At 68.4% G+C, this 17,583-nt stretch carries 15 protein-coding genes; 5 read left to right on the top strand and 10 right to left on the bottom strand.

All coding sequences use genetic code 11. The features are described from left to right. The first annotated feature begins 69 nt into the window (after positions 1 to 69). The 3 genes from BX604_RS08635 (at position 70) to BX604_RS08625 (ending at position 4,388) form a co-directional block, all read left to right on the top strand. Entirely contained in the window at positions 70 to 1,644 is a 1,575-nt protein-coding gene (locus tag BX604_RS08635) for a DUF3138 family protein (RefSeq protein ID WP_098550376.1), read from the top strand. 112 nt (positions 1,645 to 1,756) lie between these two features. After that, positions 1,757 to 3,061 carry an NAD(P)/FAD-dependent oxidoreductase gene (locus BX604_RS08630; RefSeq protein WP_098552769.1) on the top strand — a complete coding sequence of 435 codons (1,305 nt, stop codon included), beginning with the start codon at positions 1,757 to 1,759 and terminating at the stop codon, positions 3,059 to 3,061. A gap of 25 nt (positions 3,062 to 3,086) precedes the next feature. Then, entirely contained in the window at positions 3,087 to 4,388 is a 1,302-nt protein-coding gene (locus tag BX604_RS08625) for an NAD(P)/FAD-dependent oxidoreductase (RefSeq protein ID WP_098550375.1), read from the top strand. A gap of 35 nt (positions 4,389 to 4,423) precedes the next feature. On the opposite strand, the gene gor is transcribed toward BX604_RS08625, so the two are convergent. The 4 genes from gor to BX604_RS08605 all read right to left on the bottom strand — a co-directional run bounded on the left by gor (position 4,424) and on the right by BX604_RS08605 (position 8,959). Next, positions 4,424 to 5,779 (bottom strand): glutathione-disulfide reductase, encoded by a 1,356-nt coding sequence (gene gor, locus BX604_RS08620; RefSeq protein WP_098550374.1) that lies wholly within the window; start codon positions 5,777 to 5,779, stop codon positions 4,424 to 4,426. A gap of 243 nt (positions 5,780 to 6,022) precedes the next feature. Further along, the gene (locus BX604_RS08615; protein WP_098552766.1) at positions 6,023 to 6,250 is read right to left on the bottom strand and encodes a hypothetical protein; all 228 of its coding nucleotides are present in this window, start codon (positions 6,248 to 6,250) and stop codon (positions 6,023 to 6,025) included. A gap of 373 nt (positions 6,251 to 6,623) precedes the next feature. Then, entirely contained in the window at positions 6,624 to 7,745 is a 1,122-nt protein-coding gene (locus tag BX604_RS08610; RefSeq protein ID WP_096508518.1) for a porin, read from the bottom strand. A 452-nt stretch (positions 7,746 to 8,197) separates the two neighbouring features. Next, entirely contained in the window at positions 8,198 to 8,959 is a 762-nt protein-coding gene (locus BX604_RS08605; protein WP_098552763.1) for a YoaK family protein, read from the bottom strand. Between the two features lie 290 nt (positions 8,960 to 9,249). Between BX604_RS08605 and BX604_RS08600 the strand changes: the two genes are divergently transcribed. Continuing rightward, positions 9,250 to 9,591 carry a hypothetical protein gene (locus tag BX604_RS08600; RefSeq protein ID WP_098550373.1) on the top strand — a complete coding sequence of 114 codons (342 nt, stop codon included), beginning with the start codon at positions 9,250 to 9,252 and terminating at the stop codon, positions 9,589 to 9,591. A 51-nt stretch (positions 9,592 to 9,642) separates the two neighbouring features. Here the strand turns inward: BX604_RS08600 and BX604_RS08595 are convergent, their stop codons facing one another. Then, positions 9,643 to 10,170, bottom strand: a complete 528-nt coding sequence (locus BX604_RS08595) for a chromate transporter (protein WP_098550372.1) — start codon at positions 10,168 to 10,170, stop codon at positions 9,643 to 9,645. Beyond that, positions 10,167 to 10,781, bottom strand: coding sequence for a chromate transporter (locus BX604_RS08590; RefSeq protein ID WP_098550371.1), 615 nt, complete (start codon positions 10,779 to 10,781; stop codon positions 10,167 to 10,169). The genes BX604_RS08595 and BX604_RS08590 overlap by 4 nt, the downstream gene beginning before the upstream one ends. A gap of 96 nt (positions 10,782 to 10,877) precedes the next feature. On the opposite strand from BX604_RS08590, the gene BX604_RS08585 reads away from it, so the two are divergent. Next, positions 10,878 to 11,762 (top strand): transcriptional regulator GcvA, encoded by an 885-nt coding sequence (locus tag BX604_RS08585; RefSeq protein ID WP_098550370.1) that lies wholly within the window; start codon positions 10,878 to 10,880, stop codon positions 11,760 to 11,762. A 44-nt stretch (positions 11,763 to 11,806) separates the two neighbouring features. Here BX604_RS08585 and BX604_RS08580 read toward each other — a convergent pair whose 3' ends face one another. From BX604_RS08580 to BX604_RS08565, 4 genes are all read right to left on the bottom strand, one after another. Then, the gene (locus tag BX604_RS08580; protein ID WP_098550369.1) at positions 11,807 to 13,114 is read right to left on the bottom strand and encodes a solute carrier family 23 protein; all 1,308 of its coding nucleotides are present in this window, start codon (positions 13,112 to 13,114) and stop codon (positions 11,807 to 11,809) included. Positions 13,115 to 13,352: 238 nt separating this feature from the next. Then, positions 13,353 to 14,603 carry a flagellar hook-associated protein FlgL gene (flgL, locus tag BX604_RS08575; protein ID WP_098550368.1) on the bottom strand — a complete coding sequence of 417 codons (1,251 nt, stop codon included), beginning with the start codon at positions 14,601 to 14,603 and terminating at the stop codon, positions 13,353 to 13,355. 17 nt (positions 14,604 to 14,620) lie between these two features. Further along, on the bottom strand, positions 14,621 to 16,603 hold the full coding sequence (flgK, locus tag BX604_RS08570; protein ID WP_098550367.1) for a flagellar hook-associated protein FlgK: 1,983 nt from the start codon (positions 16,601 to 16,603) through the stop codon (positions 14,621 to 14,623). Between the two features lie 193 nt (positions 16,604 to 16,796). Beyond that, positions 16,797 to 17,552: a flagellar brake protein gene (locus BX604_RS08565; protein ID WP_098550366.1), complete on the bottom strand. Its 756-nt coding sequence runs from the start codon at positions 17,550 to 17,552 to the stop codon at positions 16,797 to 16,799. Positions 17,553 to 17,583 lie beyond the last annotated feature (31 nt).

Below are 17,583 nucleotides of genomic sequence, written 5' to 3'. Positions count from 1 at the left end.
CGGCGCGCCGCGGGATGCGGCGCGCCACCGAACCGCACATTGACAGGCGCACGACAAGGAGAATTCGCAATGAAGAAGAAACTGATCTGCCTGCTGGTGGCCGGCGCGTTACCGGGCATCGCGCTGGCCGACTCGACATCCGCCGAGATCAAGGCGCTGCAGGCGCAGGTCGCGGCACTGCAGAAGCAGATGAAGGCCATGCAGGCGCAGCTCACCGCGAAGCCGGGCGGCGCCCCGCTCGCGCAGGCCGGCACGAGTGCCGCGGCGAAGCCGGCCGTCGTGGCCACCGATCCGTCGTCGCCTGACTACGGCCGTGCGCAAGCCACGCTGACCAACGACGAAGTCAGCGACATGAAGCAGCAGATCGCGAACCAGCAGCTGAAGGTCGATTCGCTGACGGACGCGGCCAACACCGGACCGCTCGCGGGCCTGTCGGTGACGGGCTACATCGACCCGACCTACATCTACAACCGCGCGGCCGGCACGTCGTCGTTCCTGTTCGCGAACCACGAGAACGCGTACAACTATTTCAACAGCACGTTCGGCGATCTCTACCTCGACATCAAGAAGACCTTCGGCGTCGGCCCGATGGCGCCGTCGGCCGAAATCACGCTGATGCCGAACCGCGGCAACGGCATCACGCTGCTGCAGAACTCGCGCGGCTCGATCACCGACAACCTGCTGAACACCGCGGTCGTCAACGTGCCGATCACCGCCGAAACGACGCTCGTCGCCGGCCTGATCCCGAGCTTCGGCGGCTACGAGGTGCAGCAGTCGAACCAGATGCTCACGCTCACGCACAACCTGCTGTACGACTTCTCGGATCCGGGCAGCTACATCGGTGCGGGCGCGAACTACACGAAGGGCAACTGGGCGTGGAAGTTCTTCGTCGGCAACGAGCAGTACCGCACGTACGGCTCGGTCACGCAGACGGGCACCAACGCGCTCGGCGATCCGATCACGACCAGCAACAAGGTGCCGACCTTCACCGCGCGCGCCGACTATACGTGGTCCAGCGCGCTCGACCTCGGCGCGTCGTTCAACATCGGCCGGCAGACGCTGTCGAGCGCGATCGACGACCAGGGCAACGTACACTATGGCCCGGGCGGCGCGGCACCGAACGCATACGGCACGTTCTTCTTCGCGGAAGCCGACGCAACTTACACGCTGGCCGATATTCAGTACAACGCAGAGCTTGATTATGGCCAGCAGCAGCATGCGGCGTACAACGGCGGCCTGGCGCAATGGTACGGTCTGTCGCTGCTCGCGCACCGCAAGTTCAACGCGCCGGTGGTCGGTCGCATGGGTGTGACGCTGCGCTACGATGCGCTGGTCAACAGCAAGAACGGCGGCGGCGGTGGCGGCATCGCGCTGAACGGCAACGGGATGGATCCGTACAACGGCTTCGGCGTCGATGCGAACTGCCTCGCGACGTCGAAGGCGAACGGCGGCCTGGGCTTCGACTGCAAGGGCGCGATCCGTCAGGACGTCGCGCTCGACCTACTGTTCTATCCGACCCAGCAGATCACAGTGAAGGTCGAATACCGGCACGACTGGGCGAACAACAAGGTGTTCCTGCGCGACGACGGTTCGTACAGCAAGTCCAACGACCTGCTCGCGACGCAGTTCATCTATTCGTTCTGACGCTGGCCGCGCGGGACGCCGTGCCGCACGCACGGTGTCCCGCGCCGTTTCATCCGGCCGGATGGCGGTGCATCGCGCACCGGCGCCGGCCGTCTTCGAGGGAGTCGGTTTGATGACGCAGTCTTTCACCCGCCGCGCCGACGCGCTCGCGCGCGACTCGTACTACGAAGCGACGGCCACGCGAGCGCTGGTCGACGATCCTGTGCTCGACGAGACGATCGACGTCGATGTGTGCGTGATCGGCGCGGGCTTCGCGGGCCTGTCGACGGCGCTCGAATGCCGCTCGCGCGGGCTGTCGGTCGCCGTGATCGACGCGCACCGGCCCGGCTGGGGCGCATCGGGCCGCAACGGCGGCCAGGCGATCACGGGGTTCGCGAAGGACGAGGTGATCGAACGGCAGCTCGGCGCGAACGGCGCGCGCGCCGCCTGGTCGCTGTCGCTCGACGGCGTCGCGCTGATCGCCGAGCGCATCGCGCGCTACGGCATCGACTGCGACTTCACGCGCGGCTACCTGACGGTCGCGACCAAGCCGCGCCGGATCGACGATCTGCGCACCTGGATGGACGCGGCGACGTCGCGCTGGGGTCATCCGTCGCTATCGTGGCTCGACACCGCCGAAATCCGCGCGCGCATCGCGTCGACGCGCTATCTGGCAGGCGTCTACGATCCGCTGTCGGGCCACCTGCATCCGCTCAAGTATTGCCTCGGCCTTGCCGATGCCGCGCGCCGCGAAGGCGTCGCACTCTACGCTCACACGCCCGCGCTCGACGTCGTGCGCGGCACGCGCCCCGTCGTGCGCACGCCGTCGGGCGAAGTGCGCTGCCGCTTCGTCGTATCGTGCTGCAACGCGGGCCCGGGCGGCGTGCTGCCGGCCGCGACCGCCGCGCGCATCGCGCCGATCGCGTCGTACATCATCGCGACCGAACCGCTCGGCCGCGCCCGCGCCGACGCGCTGATCGCGCAGCGCGAAGCGGTGTGCGACAACAACTTCTTTCTCGACTACTTCCGGCTGTCCGCCGACCACCGGATGCTGTTCGGCGGCCGCGCGAACTCCGCCGGCGCGTCGCCCGACACGCTCGCCGAAACGATCCGGCAGCGCATGGTCGGCGTGTTCCCGCAACTCGCCGACGTGCGGGTCGACCACGCATGGGGCGGCTTCGTCGACGTCACGCGCAATCGCGCGCCGGACTTCGGTGCGCTCGACGCCAACTTCTTCTACGTCCAGGGCTTCAGCGGACACGGCGTCGCGCTGACCGGCATCGCCGGCCGCACGGTCGCCGGCGCGATCGCCGGCGACACGCATGCGTTCGACCTGTTCGCCCGGCTGCGCCACCGGCGCTTTCCCGGCGGCGACGCGTGGCGACAACCCGCGCTCGAACTCGGGATGCTGTATCACCGCGTGCGCGAGCTGTTCTGAGCCCTCTTTCTCTGTTTTCCCGATCATGCAGACATTCGCCAACCAGCCGCACGTCGCGTCGTACTACGCGGCGACCGTCAACGATACGACCCGCCATGCGCCGCTCGCCGGCGCAACCGACGCCGACGTGTGCGTGATCGGCGCTGGCCTCACCGGCTTGTCCGCCGCGCTCAACCTCGCCGAGCGCGGCCACTCGGTGACCGTGCTCGAGGCGTCGCGGGTCGGATGGGCGGCAAGCGGGCGCAACGGCGGCCAGCTGATCGGCGGCTTCGCGTGCGACATCGACACGTTCGGCAATTTCATGCCGGAAGGCGACGTGAAGCGGATCTGGGACATGGGGCTCGAAACGCTGTCGCTCGTGAAGTCGCGCATCGCGCAGCACGACATCGACTGCGCGCTCGTGCCCGGCTACCTGACCGCCGCGAACACCGAGCGCGACGCGGATGCACTCAAGCGCTGGCGCGACGAGGCCGCGAAGCGCTTCGGCTACGACCGGTTCCATTTCGTCGAAGCCGATGCCATCGGCGACTACGTGCAGTCGGCGCGCTATCGCGGCGGCCTGTACGACCCCGACAGCGGCCACCTGCATCCGCTGAACTACACGCTCGGCCTTGCGCGCGCGGCGGCTGGCGCCGGCGTGCGCATCCACGAGGACAGCTGCGTGACGCGCGTGCGCGACGTCGCGGGCGGCCACGTCGTCGAGACCGATCAAGGACACGTGCGCGCGCGCTTCGTCGTGCTCGCGTGCAACACCTATGTCGGCACGCTCGCCCCCGCGCTATCGAAGAAGATCATGCCGGTCGGCACCTACGTGATCGCGACCGAGCCGCTCGGCGAAGCGCGCGCCGCCACGCTGATGCCCGCGCGCGCGGCCGTCTGCGACAGCCGCTTCGTGCTCGACTATTTCCGGCCGGCGCCCGACACGCGGCTCGTGTGGGGCGGCAAGGTCAGCTATTCGACACTGCCGCCGCGCAATCTCGCCGAAGCGATGCGGCAGGACATGCTCAAGACGTTCCCGCAACTCGCGGACGTGAAGGTCGATTACGCATGGGGCGGCTTCGTCGACATCACGATGAACCGCGCGCCGCACTTCGGGCGCGTCGCGCCAACGATGTATTTCGCGCAGGGCTTCTCGGGGCACGGCGTGAACACGACCGCGCTCGCGGGCAAGCTGATCGCCGAGGCGATCAACGGACAGGCGAGCCGCTTCGACCTGTTCGACAAGATCCGGCATCGCGATTTTCCGGGTGGCGCGGCACTGCGCACGCCGGCGCTGGTGCTCGCGATGAGCTGGTATCGGCTGCTCGACGCGTTCGGCATGCATTGAGCGTGACGTCGCGGCGGCGCGCCGCCACGACCACGCTAGTCCGCCACCTTCTGCCGCATCGTCACGAACTCCTCGGCCGCGGTCGGGTGGATGCCGATCGTGTCGTCGAACTGCGCTTTCGTCGCACCCGCGCGAATCGCGATCGCGATGCCCTGGATGATCTCGCCCGCATCGCGGCCGACCATGTGCGCACCGATCACGCGCTGGCTGTCGCGCGCGACGACGAGCTTCATCAGCGTGCGCTCGTCGCGCCCCGACAGCGTGTGACGCAGCGCCTTGAACGACGTGCGGTAGATGTCGATGCCGTCGTACACGCGACGCGCATCGGCCTCGCTCAGGCCGACCGTCGCGACCTCGGGCTGGCTGAACACGGCCGACGGCACGTAGTCGTGGTCGGCCGCGACACGCGCCCCGCCAAACAGCGTGCGCGCGAGCAGCGCGCCGTCGCGCGTCGCCACCGGCGTGAGCTGCGGCCGCGACGTCACGTCGCCGATCGCATGGATCGACGCGACCGACGTCGCCGAATACGCATCGACCGCGATCGCGCCGCGCGCATCGAGCAGCACGCCCGCGCGTTCGAGCCCGAGCCCGTCGACGTTCGGCACGCGGCCGGTCGCATAGAGCACCGCGTCGTACGGCCCGTGCTGCGCATCGCCGACGCGCACCGAAAGCGTGCCGTCGTCCGCGCGTGCGATCGATTCGACCACCGCGCGCGCGTGGATCGTGACGCCCTGCTTCGTCATTTCGTCGCTCAGGAAGTGCCGCACGTCGTCGTCGAAGCCGCGCAGGATCTTTTCACCGCGATAGAACAAATCGACCTGGCTGCCGAAGCCGTTGAAGATGCCCGCGAACTCGACCGCGATATAGCCGCCGCCGACCACCGCGATGCGTGCGGGCAGCGTCGCGAGCGACAACGCCTCGCGCGACGTGATCACGTGCTCGATGCCGGGCCGCGGCGGCAGCGACGGGCGCGAGCCGGTCGCGATCGCGATGTGGCGGGCGCGGATCGTGCGGTCGCCGACGGCAACCGTATGCGCGTCGACGAGCGTCGCGCGCCCCGCGTGCATGTCGACGCCCGATTGCCGCAGCAGGTTGATGTAGATATCGCTGAGCCGGTTGATCTCGCGATCCTTCGCGGCGATCAGCGCGGGCCAGTCGAGCGTGCCGGCGCCGAAGGTCCAGCCGAAGCCCTTCGCGTCCTCGAGCTCGTGCGGGTAATGCGATGCGTAGACCAGCAGCTTCTTCGGAATGCAGCCGCGCAGCACGCAGGTGCCGCCGATCTGCTCTTCTTCCGCGATGCCGACGCGCGCGCCGTATGACGCCGACATCCGGGCGAGCCTCACGCCGCCGGAGCCGGCCCCGATGACGAACAGGTCGTAGTCGAAATCCATTGCAAGCCCTCATCGCAGTTCGGATGACGGCACGATAGCAAGATTCCGGAATTCGTGCGGAACGTGGCGCGGCACGGCGCACGCTCCATAAAAAACGGCGAGAGACGTTGCCTCTCGCCGGTCAAACCAGCTGCCGGGTGTGCCATGCGTCACCGATCGACCACATGCCCGGCCTGCCGGCCGCGCGGCACCGGTCCGCCGGGCGCGCGAATCGCGCACCCTCGGCGGGACCAGCCGCCATGCTCATGCCTGCGACGTGTCGCTGCCGTCCGTCGCCTGCGTATCGTCCGCAGCCTGTTCGGGCTGCTCATCCTTCTTTTCGACCAGGCCTTCGAGTGCTTCGGCACCCTTGAAGCCGGCAACCGCTGCCGCCGCCTTGGTCAGCAGGCCCGCATCCGGATCCAGCTTTTCCGCGCCTTCGACGGCTGCCATTGCGCCTGCGATTTCACCCACGGTGTTCAGGATACCCATCGTCATCCCCTTTCAAGAAAATCGTGAGCGCATCGTCCCACGAAAAAAACCGGCAGACCGTGTTTGTCATCACCGGATACACAAGTTACGCACCAGGCCGGCCGCACGCGACGCGCGCTCCGGAACGACGTCCGCGCGCGCGTTGCGGCACGCGGCGGATCATGCACGCAGCGTAGCGGAAACACTTCGCGCGCACTGTCAAAGTATGTTCTGGAATCCCGACGGATGCCTTACGGGCGAGCCTTTCCCGATGGAGCGATCGCTGAATAGTCGCCCCCGCGCATGAAGCTCGCGTGACGAAAAAAAAGAGGCTCCCGCAGGAGCCTCTTCGAGGTGCGCCGGGCCGACGCCCGCACACGAATGCCGACGTTCGTCAGAAGATATTGCGCAGGCCGATCGCGATGCCGGTCTGGTTGCTGCGGCCCGGCAGTTCGACGTTCGCCGCGCCGTTCGTCTTGTTGAAGTCGACGGTGCCGTAGACTTCCGTGCGCTTGCTCAGCGCGTATTCGGCGATGCCGACGATCGCGTAGCGGTTGCCGCTCGCGAGCGTGCCGTTCGCGGTCATCGCATTGCGCATATGGTCGTAGTAGAACGCGCCCGTCAGCGTCAGCGGCGTGCTGACCTGCCAGCTCACGCCCGCGAACGGACCATCGTCGATCCGGCCCGTGCCCTTCGAGACCGGAATCGACTGCTGCGCGAGCAGGCTGTCGACGAAACCGGTGTCGTCCTTCGAGCGCAGGTAGCCCGCATAGACCTTCGCCTTGCTGAACGCGTACACGACGTTCGCGTGGTAGATCGTCTGCTTGCGTGCGGAGTTGTCGCTGTTCTGCTGCGCGCCGGCCGCGATGCTGAGCGGACCCGTCACGTACGACACCGACACGCCCCACGCATTGCCCTTGCCGAGCGAGCCCGGGATCTGGCCCGAGAAGCCGCCCGCGCCGGTCGATTCGTAGTTGGTGCCCGTCGAGTACATCACCTTCGCGGTCAGGCCCGCGAACTTGCCGGTGTACTTGATCTGGTTGTCCGCATACAGACCGCCGCCCAGTGCGACCGGCAGCCACGCGTTTTCGAGGTAGTTACCGACCGTCAGAGGATCGTAGGTGTCCGACAGCAGGTCGAACAGCGGGGTCTTCTGGCGACCGAGGGTCACCGTGCCGTACGGGCTCTGCAGGCCGACGTACGCTGCGCGGTTGAACAGGCGGCCGCTGTCGGCGAATGCGCCGTTCTGCAGGTTCACGCCGCTCTCGAGGTTGAACAGGGCCTTCAGGCCGCCGCCGAGGTCTTCCGTACCGTAGATGCCGAAGCGGCTGTTGGTGATCGCACCGTTGGTCATCGACAGCAGGCCGTCGTTCTTGGCGTTTGCGTTGGTCAGGTAACGGATGCTGGCGTCGGCGACGCCCCACAGCGTGACCGAGCTTTGTGCTGCTGCGTACTGGCTGGCGAAGGCCAGGGCCGCGCCCCCTGCGATGGCTGCGAGTCGAGTGGTCTGCTTCATGAGCTTTCCTTTTTGTAGGTGTCTCCATTCATGACCGGCCGCGTGCGCAGCCGGGTGGCGATCGCGGGCGTTCATGGCGCGCGCGATGTGGGCAGAATCATAAGACGAGTGCACACGCTGAAAGAAATTGAAATGCCCGGTAATGCGCGATTGTCGCCCTGGAACAACGGTTCCCGCGCCGCACGTGCGTCTCGCGCCGATGAAGCGGCGCGCGGCAGTCTCGAAATGAGGGTCTGCGTTGTAAGGATCGGGCGGGGGTCGGCGATGAAACCGGCGGGTGCCGGCGGAGCCGGAGCGATCGGAAGCTGACCGGTGATACGCCCGATCGCGTGGTATCGGGCGTGGCGTGTTGGGGGCGACGCGCGTGGACGAAACGGCGGCACGCGTCGCCCGCGAATCCGTCGCGCGGCACACCGGCGGCCGGCCGCGCGCGGCGGCCCGACCACACGTCGTCAAGCGGCTTGCGGCGCCCCGCCGTCGGCCTTGCCGCCACCGCTTTTATCGCTGCTGCCGTCCCCGCTGCTACTGTTGCCGCCGCCATCGCCCGCGCGCCGCCGCGCACGCCGCACGATTTCCGCGAACGCGCCGACGAGCAGCGACACGGCGCCCCACAACGCGATTTCCGGCACGAGCCGCGTCACGAGGCCGCCGACCACCGCACCGGCCAGGAAGCAGAAGCTGATCGTCGCGAGCAGCGCCGAGTCGTGCAGCGCGCCCGCGTCGTAGCGCGGGATCAGTCCGACGAACAGCTTCTGCGCGGCGCGGCGCAGGTTGCCGGTCGTCATCACCGACGTGTACGACAGCGCTTCGAGATGGGTGAACGACAACGTCTGCAGCGTCGCGACGAACGAGATACCCGGAATCAGCCACGCGCTCGACGCGCCGACGAGCCCGCTCGCGGCAAGGCCGAGAAACGCGATCTCGACGATCAGGCTCGCGAACGCCGTGTGCCGCATCCAGCCGCGCTGCGCGGCCAGGCCGAGCAGGTGCGCGACGAACACCGCGACCACGAAGCCGCCGAGCGGCGGCACATGATGGAGTGCGGCCGCCCATTCGCCAGCCGACAGGTTGATGCCGAGCAGCGCGACGTTGCCGGTCATCGTGTTCGCGAACACGTGGCCGTGGCCGACGTACGTGTATGCATCGAGAGAGCCGCCGGACAGCGTCAGCAGCGCGGCGACAGTGAGGTTGCGGCTCGCGCCGTCGAGATCCATCGTTTCTCCCGTGTGGCGCACCGCCCGGCCGCACGCGGCGGGCGGCGCATCATTCACCGATTCCGTCATCGATCCCGGCCGGCACCGGGCGTTGCCCGCCCCGCCCCGCACGGCCACGGCGCAGGCCCGCGCGCCGCGCCAATATAATGTTCGGCGTCGGGCGCGCATCAGCCGCACGCAGGCAGGCGCACGAGGCCGGCATCCGGCCGGCGTCGCCGGAAGACCGGCCGAGTATACCGGCCGACCGCGAGCAGGCTCCCCCGCGCCCTCTCAACCAGCCGTCGAATGACATGACACCCGCGAAGTTTTTCCTGCGCTTCACCGTGATCCCGTTCGTCGCGATCGTGCTGGTGGCCGTCTGGGCGTTCAACCGCGAATCGGGCGAGATCGATGCGCGCCAGTATGCGGCGCTGGTGGCGGCCTATCCGTCGTTCACGCCGAAGCTCAAGCACGAGGTGGCGCACGCATTGCGCGGCAGCGACAGGCTGGGCAAGGCCGACTACGACGCGATCATGCGCGATGCGCTCGAAGCCGGTTACGTGGTGGACTGGCCGACGCCGACGGACGACGTCAATGCCGAGCGCGGCCGGCTGCTCGGCCTCGTGAACAGCGACCTGCCTGAGTCGCCGTAGTGGCCGTATAGGCCCAAGCGCCCGCAACGGCCGGCACCGGCCGCCCGCCGCTCACTGGCCGATGCCGGTGAGCCCGATCAGTGCGCCGGCCGCGAGCAGCCACAGCGGATGGATGCGCGTGCGCCACGCGAGCACCGCGCACGCGGCCGTGATACCCCACTGGATCGCCGTGCGGTTCGACGCTTCCGAGATCAGCACCGCGCTGGCCGCGACGAGCCCGGCCGTGACCGGCATCATCCCCTGCTGCACGTAGCGGCGCCACGGCCGGTCGCGAAAGCGCTCCCACGCATGCAGCGCGAGCACGGTGACGAGCGACGACGGCCCGAACTTCGCGATCGACGCGACGAGCAGCCCGGTCCAGCCGGCCACATGCCAGCCGACCAGCGACACAATCATCATGTTCGGCCCCGGCGCCGCCTGCGCGAGCGCGAACAGCGCGGTGAATTCGTGCGCGCTCATCCAGTGATGCACGTCGACGACCTGCCGCTGCATCTCCGGCAGGATCGTGTTGCCGCCGCCGAACGCGAGCAGCGACAGCTGGCTGAAAATCGTCGCGATGGCGATCAGCGTGTCGTTCACGAGCGGCCTCCGTCGCGTGCGGCGGCGCGCTGCGGCGCCGGCATGTCGCGGCGCCGCGACGCGAGCCAGATGCTGACGGGCGTCAGCACCAGCATCGTGGTCAGCAGCGGGATGCGCAGCACCGCGATCGCGACGAACGCGAGCACCGCGATGCCGGCCGCCGTGCGCGGCGCCGTCAGCAGCGGCTTCGCGACCTTCACGGTCACCGCGACCAGCAGCCCCGCGGCCGCGGCGGCAAGCCCGCCGAACAGGTGCTGCACGCGCGGATCGCCCTGCGTCTTCGCATACAGCACGCCGAGCGCGACGACCACGAGCGTCGGCCCCGCGATCAGCCCGAGAATGCTGGCGAACGCGCCCGCGACGCCGCGAAAGCGCATCCCGACCGCGACCGACAGGTTGATCACGTTGCCGCCCGGCAGGAACTGGCACAAGCCGAGCAGATCGGTGAATTCGTCGGCGGAAAGCCACTTGCGCTGCTCGACGATCGTGCGCCGCGCGAACGGCAGCGCGCCGCCGAACGACATCAGGCCCAGCGACAGGAAACCGGTAAACAGCTCGGCAACGCCGACCTGGCGCGGCAAGGCGGCAGGTGGGGGAGAAACGGATTGCATGGGGATCCTCATCAAACGGTGACCCGAGGTTACCGCCGTTCAGGATGCCGGCAAAACGATTTTATCGGCGCGCCCTTGTGATCTAGAATCACAAGCATGGCACGCGATCTCCCGCCCTTTTCCGCGCTTCGGGCCTTTGAAGCAGCGGCACGACACGAAAGTTTCAGCGCTGCCGGCGACGAGCTGCATGTGACTCATGGTGCCATCAGCCGGCAAATCGCCGGGTTCGAGGCCTGGCTCGGCAAGCCGGTGTTCCACCGCTACGGCAAACGCGTGAAGCTCACCGACGAAGGCCGTCGCTATCTCGACACCGTGCGCGCCGCGTTCGACAGCATCGCGCTCGCCACCGAGCAGCTGCGCAATACGGGCGCGGCGCGCGTGCTGCGCATCAACGCGCTGCCGACCTTCGCGATGAAATGGCTGCTGCCGCGGCTGTCGCGGTTCCAGCGCGACGTGCCGAACGTCGAACTGAAGCTGTCCACGTCGAACGCGCCGCTCGACACGCTCGACGGCTTCGACGTCGCGATCCGCCGCGGCCCCGGCCACTGGCCGAACTGCACGAGCGGTCACTTTCTCGACGAAAGCGTGATCCCGGTCTGCAGCCCCGCGCTGCTCAGGCGCGCGCCGATTGCCCGCGCGGACGATCTCGCGCGGCACGTGCTGCTGCATTCGGATACACGGCCGGAAGGCTGGCGCGACTGGTTCGCGGCGGCCGGCGTGACGATGAAGGGGCGCAAGCGGCAGTCGTTCGACCACTTCTACCTGGCGCTGCAGGCGGCCGTCGACGGGCTGGGCGTCGCGCTCGGCCCGCTGCCGCTGATCGACGACGAGCTCGCGAGCGGGCGGCTGGTGATGCCGCTCGACGGGCCGCGCATCGCGACGCGCAGCTACTGGTGGATCGCGCCGCGCGCGCCGGCCGACGATCCGCTCGTCGCGCAGTTCTGCGCGTGGCTGCAGGGGCAGTCGAATACGGGCGCGTAAGCGCGGCGTAAAGCAGCGGGCGGCGTTGCACCGCCCGCTTTCGTTCAGACCACGGGGCCCGGTTCCTGCTCCTTGCGCAGGATCGCGTACAGGATGATCGCGCCGAACGTCGCGGTGCCGATCCCGCCAAGCCCGAAACCGCCGATCTTCAGCGAAAAGTCGCCCGCGCCGAGCACGAGCGTGACGGCCGCGACGATCAGGTTGCGGTTGTCGGAGAAGTCGACCTTGTTGACGACCCAGATCCGCGCGCCCGTCACCGCGATCAGCCCGAACACGACGATCGACACGCCGCCGAGCACCGGGCCCGGAATCGTCTGGATCACCGCGCCGAACTTCGGCGAGAAGCCGAGCACGATCGCGATCACCGCGGCGACCGCGAACACGAGCGTCGAGTAGATCCGCGTGACGGCCATCACGCCGATGTTCTCCGAGTACGTCGTGACGCCCGTGCCGCCGACGCTGCCCGACACGATCGTCGCAAGGCCGTCGCCGATGAACGCACGGCCGACGTAGCGGTCGAGGTTGGTGCCCGTCATCGCGCTGACGGCCTTGATGTGGCCGAGGTTCTCGGCAACCAGGATCACCGCGACCGGCGCGAGCATCAGCATCGCGTGCGGATCGAACACCGGCGCCTTGAACGCCGGCATCCCGAACCACGCGGCATGCGCGACGATCGAGAAGTCGACCGGCTTGCCGAGGCCCATCCCGTTGGTCGCGATCGCATAGATCACGTAGGCGATCACGAGCCCGACCAGGATCAGCAAGCGCTGCATCATCCCGCGCGCGAACACCGCGACGCCGCCGACGCACAGCACCGTGACGAGCGCCATCACCGATTCGAAGGTCGACCCGGACACCCCCTTGACCGCGATCGGCGCGAGGTTCAGCCCGATCACCGCGACCACCGCACCGGTGACGACGGGCGGCATCAGCGTCTCGATCCAGCGCGTGCCGATCGCCTGCACCAGCGCGCCGAGCGCGACGTACACGACGCCGCACGCGATGATCCCGCCGAGCGCGACCGGGATGTTCGGGTTCGGGCCGCTGCCGCCATAGCCTGTCACCGCGATCACCAGGCCGATGAACGCGAAGCTCGAGCCGAGATAGCTCGGCACGCGGCCGCCGACCAGCACGAAGAACAGCAGCGTGCCGATCCCCGACATGAAAATGCACAGGTTCGGGTCGAAGCCCATCAGCAGCGGTGCGAGCACGGTCGAGCCGAACATCGCGACGACGTGCTGCACGCCCATCGCGACCATCTGCGGCCACGCCAGGCGCTCGTCGGGGCCGACCACGCGCGAGGCCGCGCCGGTCGATTGCACCCGCCAGCGCGGGAAGTAGGAATCGGACATGGGGAAAAGGGCTCCTGTCGGTCGCCGGCTGCGGACGGTGCGCCGGTCTGGAATCTGGCGCGAGTTTACGGAGCGGAAATGGGGCTGGCAAGCGCGAACCGTCGATGCGACGGTCGGGCCCGCCGAAGCGTGCGCTGCGGAGCCGCGGGCTTGCGGCGGCCGATGGCGGCCGATAGCAGCCGGCCGATGCGCCGCGCGACGTAAGCGAACGCTCACATCGCGACGGTCATCGCGGGCATCACGAATTGATGTACTGGAACAGCGACAGGTTCTGCAGTTGCGCGTAGGCCTTTTGCGCGCCCGACAGCGCGTTCTGCATCTGCAGGAACTGGCTGATCGTCGACACCATGTTGGTGCTCGTCAGATCCGACAGGTTGTTGGTGATCTGCAGCGAATTGTTCTGGTTCACCGCCTGCATCGCCTGGATTTCCTGCTCGCGGCCGCCGACCGACGCCTGCACGGTGAGGATGTTCGTCATCGTGTTGTTCAGCTTGGTCGTGCCGGTCGTCATCGTGTTCGCGAGCGCGGCCGCCGCGGACGTACTGCTGCCGACCGGCGTCTTCAGCGCGGAGATCATCGTGTCGAGCGTCGCGAACACGTCGGTGCCCGCCTGCGGCGCGGGCGTGACCGTGAACGTGTCGCCGGTGGCCGGCGTACCCGACACCGGCACCGTCAGGCCGTTGCCGAGCGCGATCGCGCCACCTTCCGAATACGGCTGCGGCTGGGTCTCGCTCGACGGCCCGATCGTGTTGTCGGTCACCGTGTAGGTCGGCGCATCCGCCGTGCCGCCGAACGTGATCGTGAACTGGTGGCCGTTGGTCGCCGCCGCCGGGTTCGTGATCGACACCGCGCCGATCGTGGCGGTGCCGGTATTGCCCGTGCCCGTCGCGCCCGTGCCGGCGGCCGGCACCGGCTGGCTGCCGAGCATCGGCACCGACATGAACACGCTGGCCCCGCTGTCGCCCTGCGAAATCGAGCGCGTATCGGCGATCTGCACCTCGCGCGTGCCGCTGTCGCCGCTGTACACCGCGCCGCCGCCCGCCGCGTTCGAGAACGGCGCCGAAGTCGACTGCGTGCCCGCGAACAGATAGTTGCCCGCGCCGTCCGCGGTATTCGCGAGCGTCATCAGCTGGTCGCGATAGCCCTGCAACTGCGTCCCGAGCGCCGCCCGGTCGCTGTCGGACAGCGAGCCGTCGCCGGCCTGCATGACGACCGTATGGATGCTGTTCAGCAGGTTGTTCACGCTCGTCAGCGTCTGGTCTTCCTTCTGGAGCGACGACAGCGCGACGTTCTGGTTCGTGGCGTACTGCGACAGCGTCGCCGAGCTCATCGACAGCTGCACCGCCTGCGCGGCGCCGAGCGGGTTGTCGGCGGCCGTGGACAGGCTCACGCCGCTCGAAATCTGCTGGTACAGCTGCGCGAGCTGCGCCTGCTGGTCGCTCATCTGCGCGACGTTGAGCTGGTAAAACTGGGAAGTGGAAATCCGCATCGCTTCGATCCCCGGAATCAGTTGAACAGGCCGAGCACGGTCTGGAACAGCGTCGCGGCCGTCTGGATGACCTTCGCGTTAGCCTGGTAGAGCTGCTGGTACTGCATCAGGTTCGCCGCTTCCTCGTTCTGGTTCACGCCCGACACCGACTGCTGCGCGGTCGTGATTTGGCCGACGAGCGACGTCTGCGCGGCGCTCGACGACTTCAGCTGGCTCGCCGAGTTGCCGATGCCGTTCACGTAGCCGGCGTACGCGCCGGTCAGCGTGGTCGAGCCGTTGCCGAACGATTTCGCGCTGACGAGCTGCGACAGCGCGAGCGCGTTGGAGCCGTCGTTCGTGCCGCCCGCGTACGGGCCGATCTTGAACGCATCGCCGTCCGCCGGCGTGCCCGCCAGCGACACGGTCACGCCGTTCATCGCGCCCTGCGCCGTGCCCGACATCGTCAGCGTCGCCCCCACGGACGGGTCGTACGGCACCTGCGTCGTCCCGTCGGTAATCTTCACCGTCTGCGGCGGCGTGCTCCCGATCGTCACCGTGGTGCCGGCCGGGAAACCCGACAGCGACTTGCTCGCCGCGTCGTAGGTCAGCGTGGTCGACGGCACCTGGTAGCCGGCGCTCACCCCGCCCTGCGTGATGGTGGCGGTACCCGAGTTCGTCGTGGCGGCCGATGCCACCACCGGCGACGCGGCCGCGATCGCCGAGCCGCTCGACGTCGCGAGGGCGAAGCCGTCCAGCGCGCCACGCGTCGGCAGCACGGTGAACTGGTCGCCGGCATTCATCTGCGTGTTGGCCCCGAACGAGAAGTCCAGGCCGCCGATCGACGCCGGCATCGACGTCGACTGGCCGACCACCGTGCCGCTCGCGCGATCGGTCAGCGTGTAGTTCGTGCCGTCGTACGACAGCGTGTAGTCGCTCGTGGTCGGCTGCGACGCGTTGGTGAACGACACGCTCAGCGACGCATTGCCCGTATTGCCCTGGTTCGCGTAGACGGCCGGATCCGGGATCGTGAACAGCTTGCCGCCCGGCATGCCCGACAGGTCGACGCCGAGTGCGTTCTGCCCGTTGACCTGCGCGGCGAAGCTGGCCGCGATCGCGCCGAGCTGCGCCTGCGCCGGGTCGAGCGTCTGGTTGCGGAACGCGAGCAGGCCGCCGAGCGTGCCGCCCGACAGCGACGAATCGGACAGCGTCTGGTTCGGGCCCTGCGGATTCGCGCCGGCGATGCCCTGCGACACGACCGTCAGCTCGCTCGGATCGGACGACGACGCCACGGTCGCGAGCTGGTAGCTCTTGTCGGCGACGACGAGCGGCTGGCCGCCCGCGAGGAACACGCTGTAGCCGCTGTCGTTGCGCACCACCTGCACGCCGGCGAGGCCCGACAGGTTCGACAGCGCGAGGTCGCGCTGGTCCATCAGCTGGTTCGGCGGCTGCCCCTGGCTGTTCGCGGCCGAGATCTGCTGGTTCAGCTGCGCGATCTGCGCGGTGTACGTGTTGATTTGCGACACCGTGCTGGTGAGCTGCGTATTCACGCTCTGGCGCAGCGCGTCGTACTGCTGGCCGGCCGCCGTGATCTGGTCGGCCAGCGTCTGCGCGTTGCTCATCGCGGTCTGCCGCACCGACGGATCGGACGCATTGTTCGCGACGCCCTGCAGCCCGGTGAAGTAGTTGGTGATCGCGGTCGAGATCCCGGCCGTCGGGCTGCCGACGTAGTTGTTCAGCTGTGCGACGAGCGAATACCAGGTCGACAACGCGCCGCTTTGCGACTGCGCGCTGTTCAGCTGGTCGTTCAGGTACTGGCTGTACTGCCGCTGCACGGTGACGGTGTTCACGCCCTGCGGCATGTAGCCGCTCGACGTGTACTGGCCGCTCGCCTCGGCGTAGACGGGACGCTCGACCGAATAGCCCGGCGTCGCGGCGTTGCTGATGTTCTGGCCGGTCGTCGTGAGGCCCCAGAGTGCGGCATTCAGGCCGCTGACACCGAGGTTCAAGAGAGAGTTGGACATGCGCGATCCTGATGAGCCGGCCGAGCTGCGGCCGCCGGGTTGCGTAACTCCCGGTATAACGGCTGCCGAGCGGAAAAATTGAGGAAAAAATGCACGCGCGACGCGCGGGCGCGCGTCGCGTTCGGGGAGACTGGCGGGCCCTGGCGGCGCCCAGTGTGAAAGCGGCCCGCGCGGCGGGCCGGCAGCGCGGGCGTCAGGCCCGCGCGAGCGAGCGGCGCTTCATTTCGAGCTGCGTGATCAGGCGCTGCAGCGTGTTCTCCGCGCTGCCCGGCAACGACATGAAGCGAAAGCCGAGCTGGTAGCGCCGCGAGCCGTTCGGCATCTGGGTCGAACGCTGCGACACGAGGCACAGGTCGAGCGACAGCTTGCCGTGGCCGGTCAGCTCGAGCTCGACGTCCGGCAGCAGCGTGCCGACCTCGAGCGCCTCCACGCGCTCGTCGGCCGTGCGCAGGCCGATGCCGCCGAGCGACAGGTTGTGCACCTCGAACACGAAGCCCTCGCCGTCCGGCAGCTTGCCGCGGCACAGGAACGGATCGATCACCGGTGCATCGACACGAAAATACTCGCGACGCTGGATGCACACGAGCACATCGGGGAAATCGGCGACGAACGCGGGCAGCCCCTCGTAGCGCGTCTCGCGCGGCGTGCTCGTGGCGAATTCGACACGCACGCCGTCCGGCGCGGCCGAGAACGTGCAGTGTGACGCGGCAAGAATGCCGGCGTTCTGCTCGGACAGCGCGCCCCAGTCGAACGTGAACGTGCGCGCCCCGACGTCGACCTCCAGCAGGCGCGTGACAAGCTGGCCGCCCGGATACTGGACGGTCAGGAAATCGCCTCGGTTCACGAGGTTGCGCAGCTGCACGCCGATCTCCAGCGGATTGCGGCGGGCGTAATCGGGCCCGGAATGGCCCGCATCCTGACTCGGAGCGGACGACGTTTCGATATTCATGGCTAGCCGGTTTTCTAGTCTTGGGCGCCCG

Origin of the sequence: Burkholderia sp. JKS000303 (assembly GCF_002563755.1) — a bacterium.
Taxonomy (GTDB): domain Bacteria; phylum Pseudomonadota; class Gammaproteobacteria; order Burkholderiales; family Burkholderiaceae; genus Burkholderia; species Burkholderia anthina_B.
This window is presented reverse-complemented; position numbering and strand designations above follow the sequence as displayed.

Excerpts from the sequence above, each read along its gene's own strand:
- BX604_RS08635 (WP_098550376.1), top strand. The coding sequence starts at position 70 with ATGAAGAAGAAACTGATCTGCCTGCTGGTGGCCGGCGCGTTACCGGGC.
- BX604_RS08630 (WP_098552769.1), top strand. The coding sequence starts at position 1,757 with ATGACGCAGTCTTTCACCCGCCGCGCCGACGCGCTCGCGCGCGACTCG.
- BX604_RS08625 (WP_098550375.1), top strand. The coding sequence starts at position 3,087 with ATGCAGACATTCGCCAACCAGCCGCACGTCGCGTCGTACTACGCGGCG.
- gor (WP_098550374.1), bottom strand. The coding sequence starts at position 5,779 with ATGGATTTCGACTACGACCTGTTCGTCATCGGGGCCGGCTCCGGCGGC.
- BX604_RS08615 (WP_098552766.1), bottom strand. The coding sequence starts at position 6,250 with ATGGGTATCCTGAACACCGTGGGTGAAATCGCAGGCGCAATGGCAGCC.
- BX604_RS08610 (WP_096508518.1), bottom strand. The coding sequence starts at position 7,745 with ATGAAGCAGACCACTCGACTCGCAGCCATCGCAGGGGGCGCGGCCCTG.
- BX604_RS08605 (WP_098552763.1), bottom strand. The coding sequence starts at position 8,959 with ATGGATCTCGACGGCGCGAGCCGCAACCTCACTGTCGCCGCGCTGCTG.
- BX604_RS08600 (WP_098550373.1), top strand. The coding sequence starts at position 9,250 with ATGACACCCGCGAAGTTTTTCCTGCGCTTCACCGTGATCCCGTTCGTC.
- BX604_RS08590 (WP_098550371.1), bottom strand. The coding sequence starts at position 10,781 with ATGCAATCCGTTTCTCCCCCACCTGCCGCCTTGCCGCGCCAGGTCGGC.
- BX604_RS08585 (WP_098550370.1), top strand. The coding sequence starts at position 10,878 with ATGGCACGCGATCTCCCGCCCTTTTCCGCGCTTCGGGCCTTTGAAGCA.
- BX604_RS08580 (WP_098550369.1), bottom strand. The coding sequence starts at position 13,114 with ATGTCCGATTCCTACTTCCCGCGCTGGCGGGTGCAATCGACCGGCGCG.
- flgL (WP_098550368.1), bottom strand. The coding sequence starts at position 14,603 with ATGCGGATTTCCACTTCCCAGTTTTACCAGCTCAACGTCGCGCAGATG.
- flgK (WP_098550367.1), bottom strand. The coding sequence starts at position 16,603 with ATGTCCAACTCTCTCTTGAACCTCGGTGTCAGCGGCCTGAATGCCGCA.
- BX604_RS08565 (WP_098550366.1), bottom strand. The coding sequence starts at position 17,552 with ATGAATATCGAAACGTCGTCCGCTCCGAGTCAGGATGCGGGCCATTCC.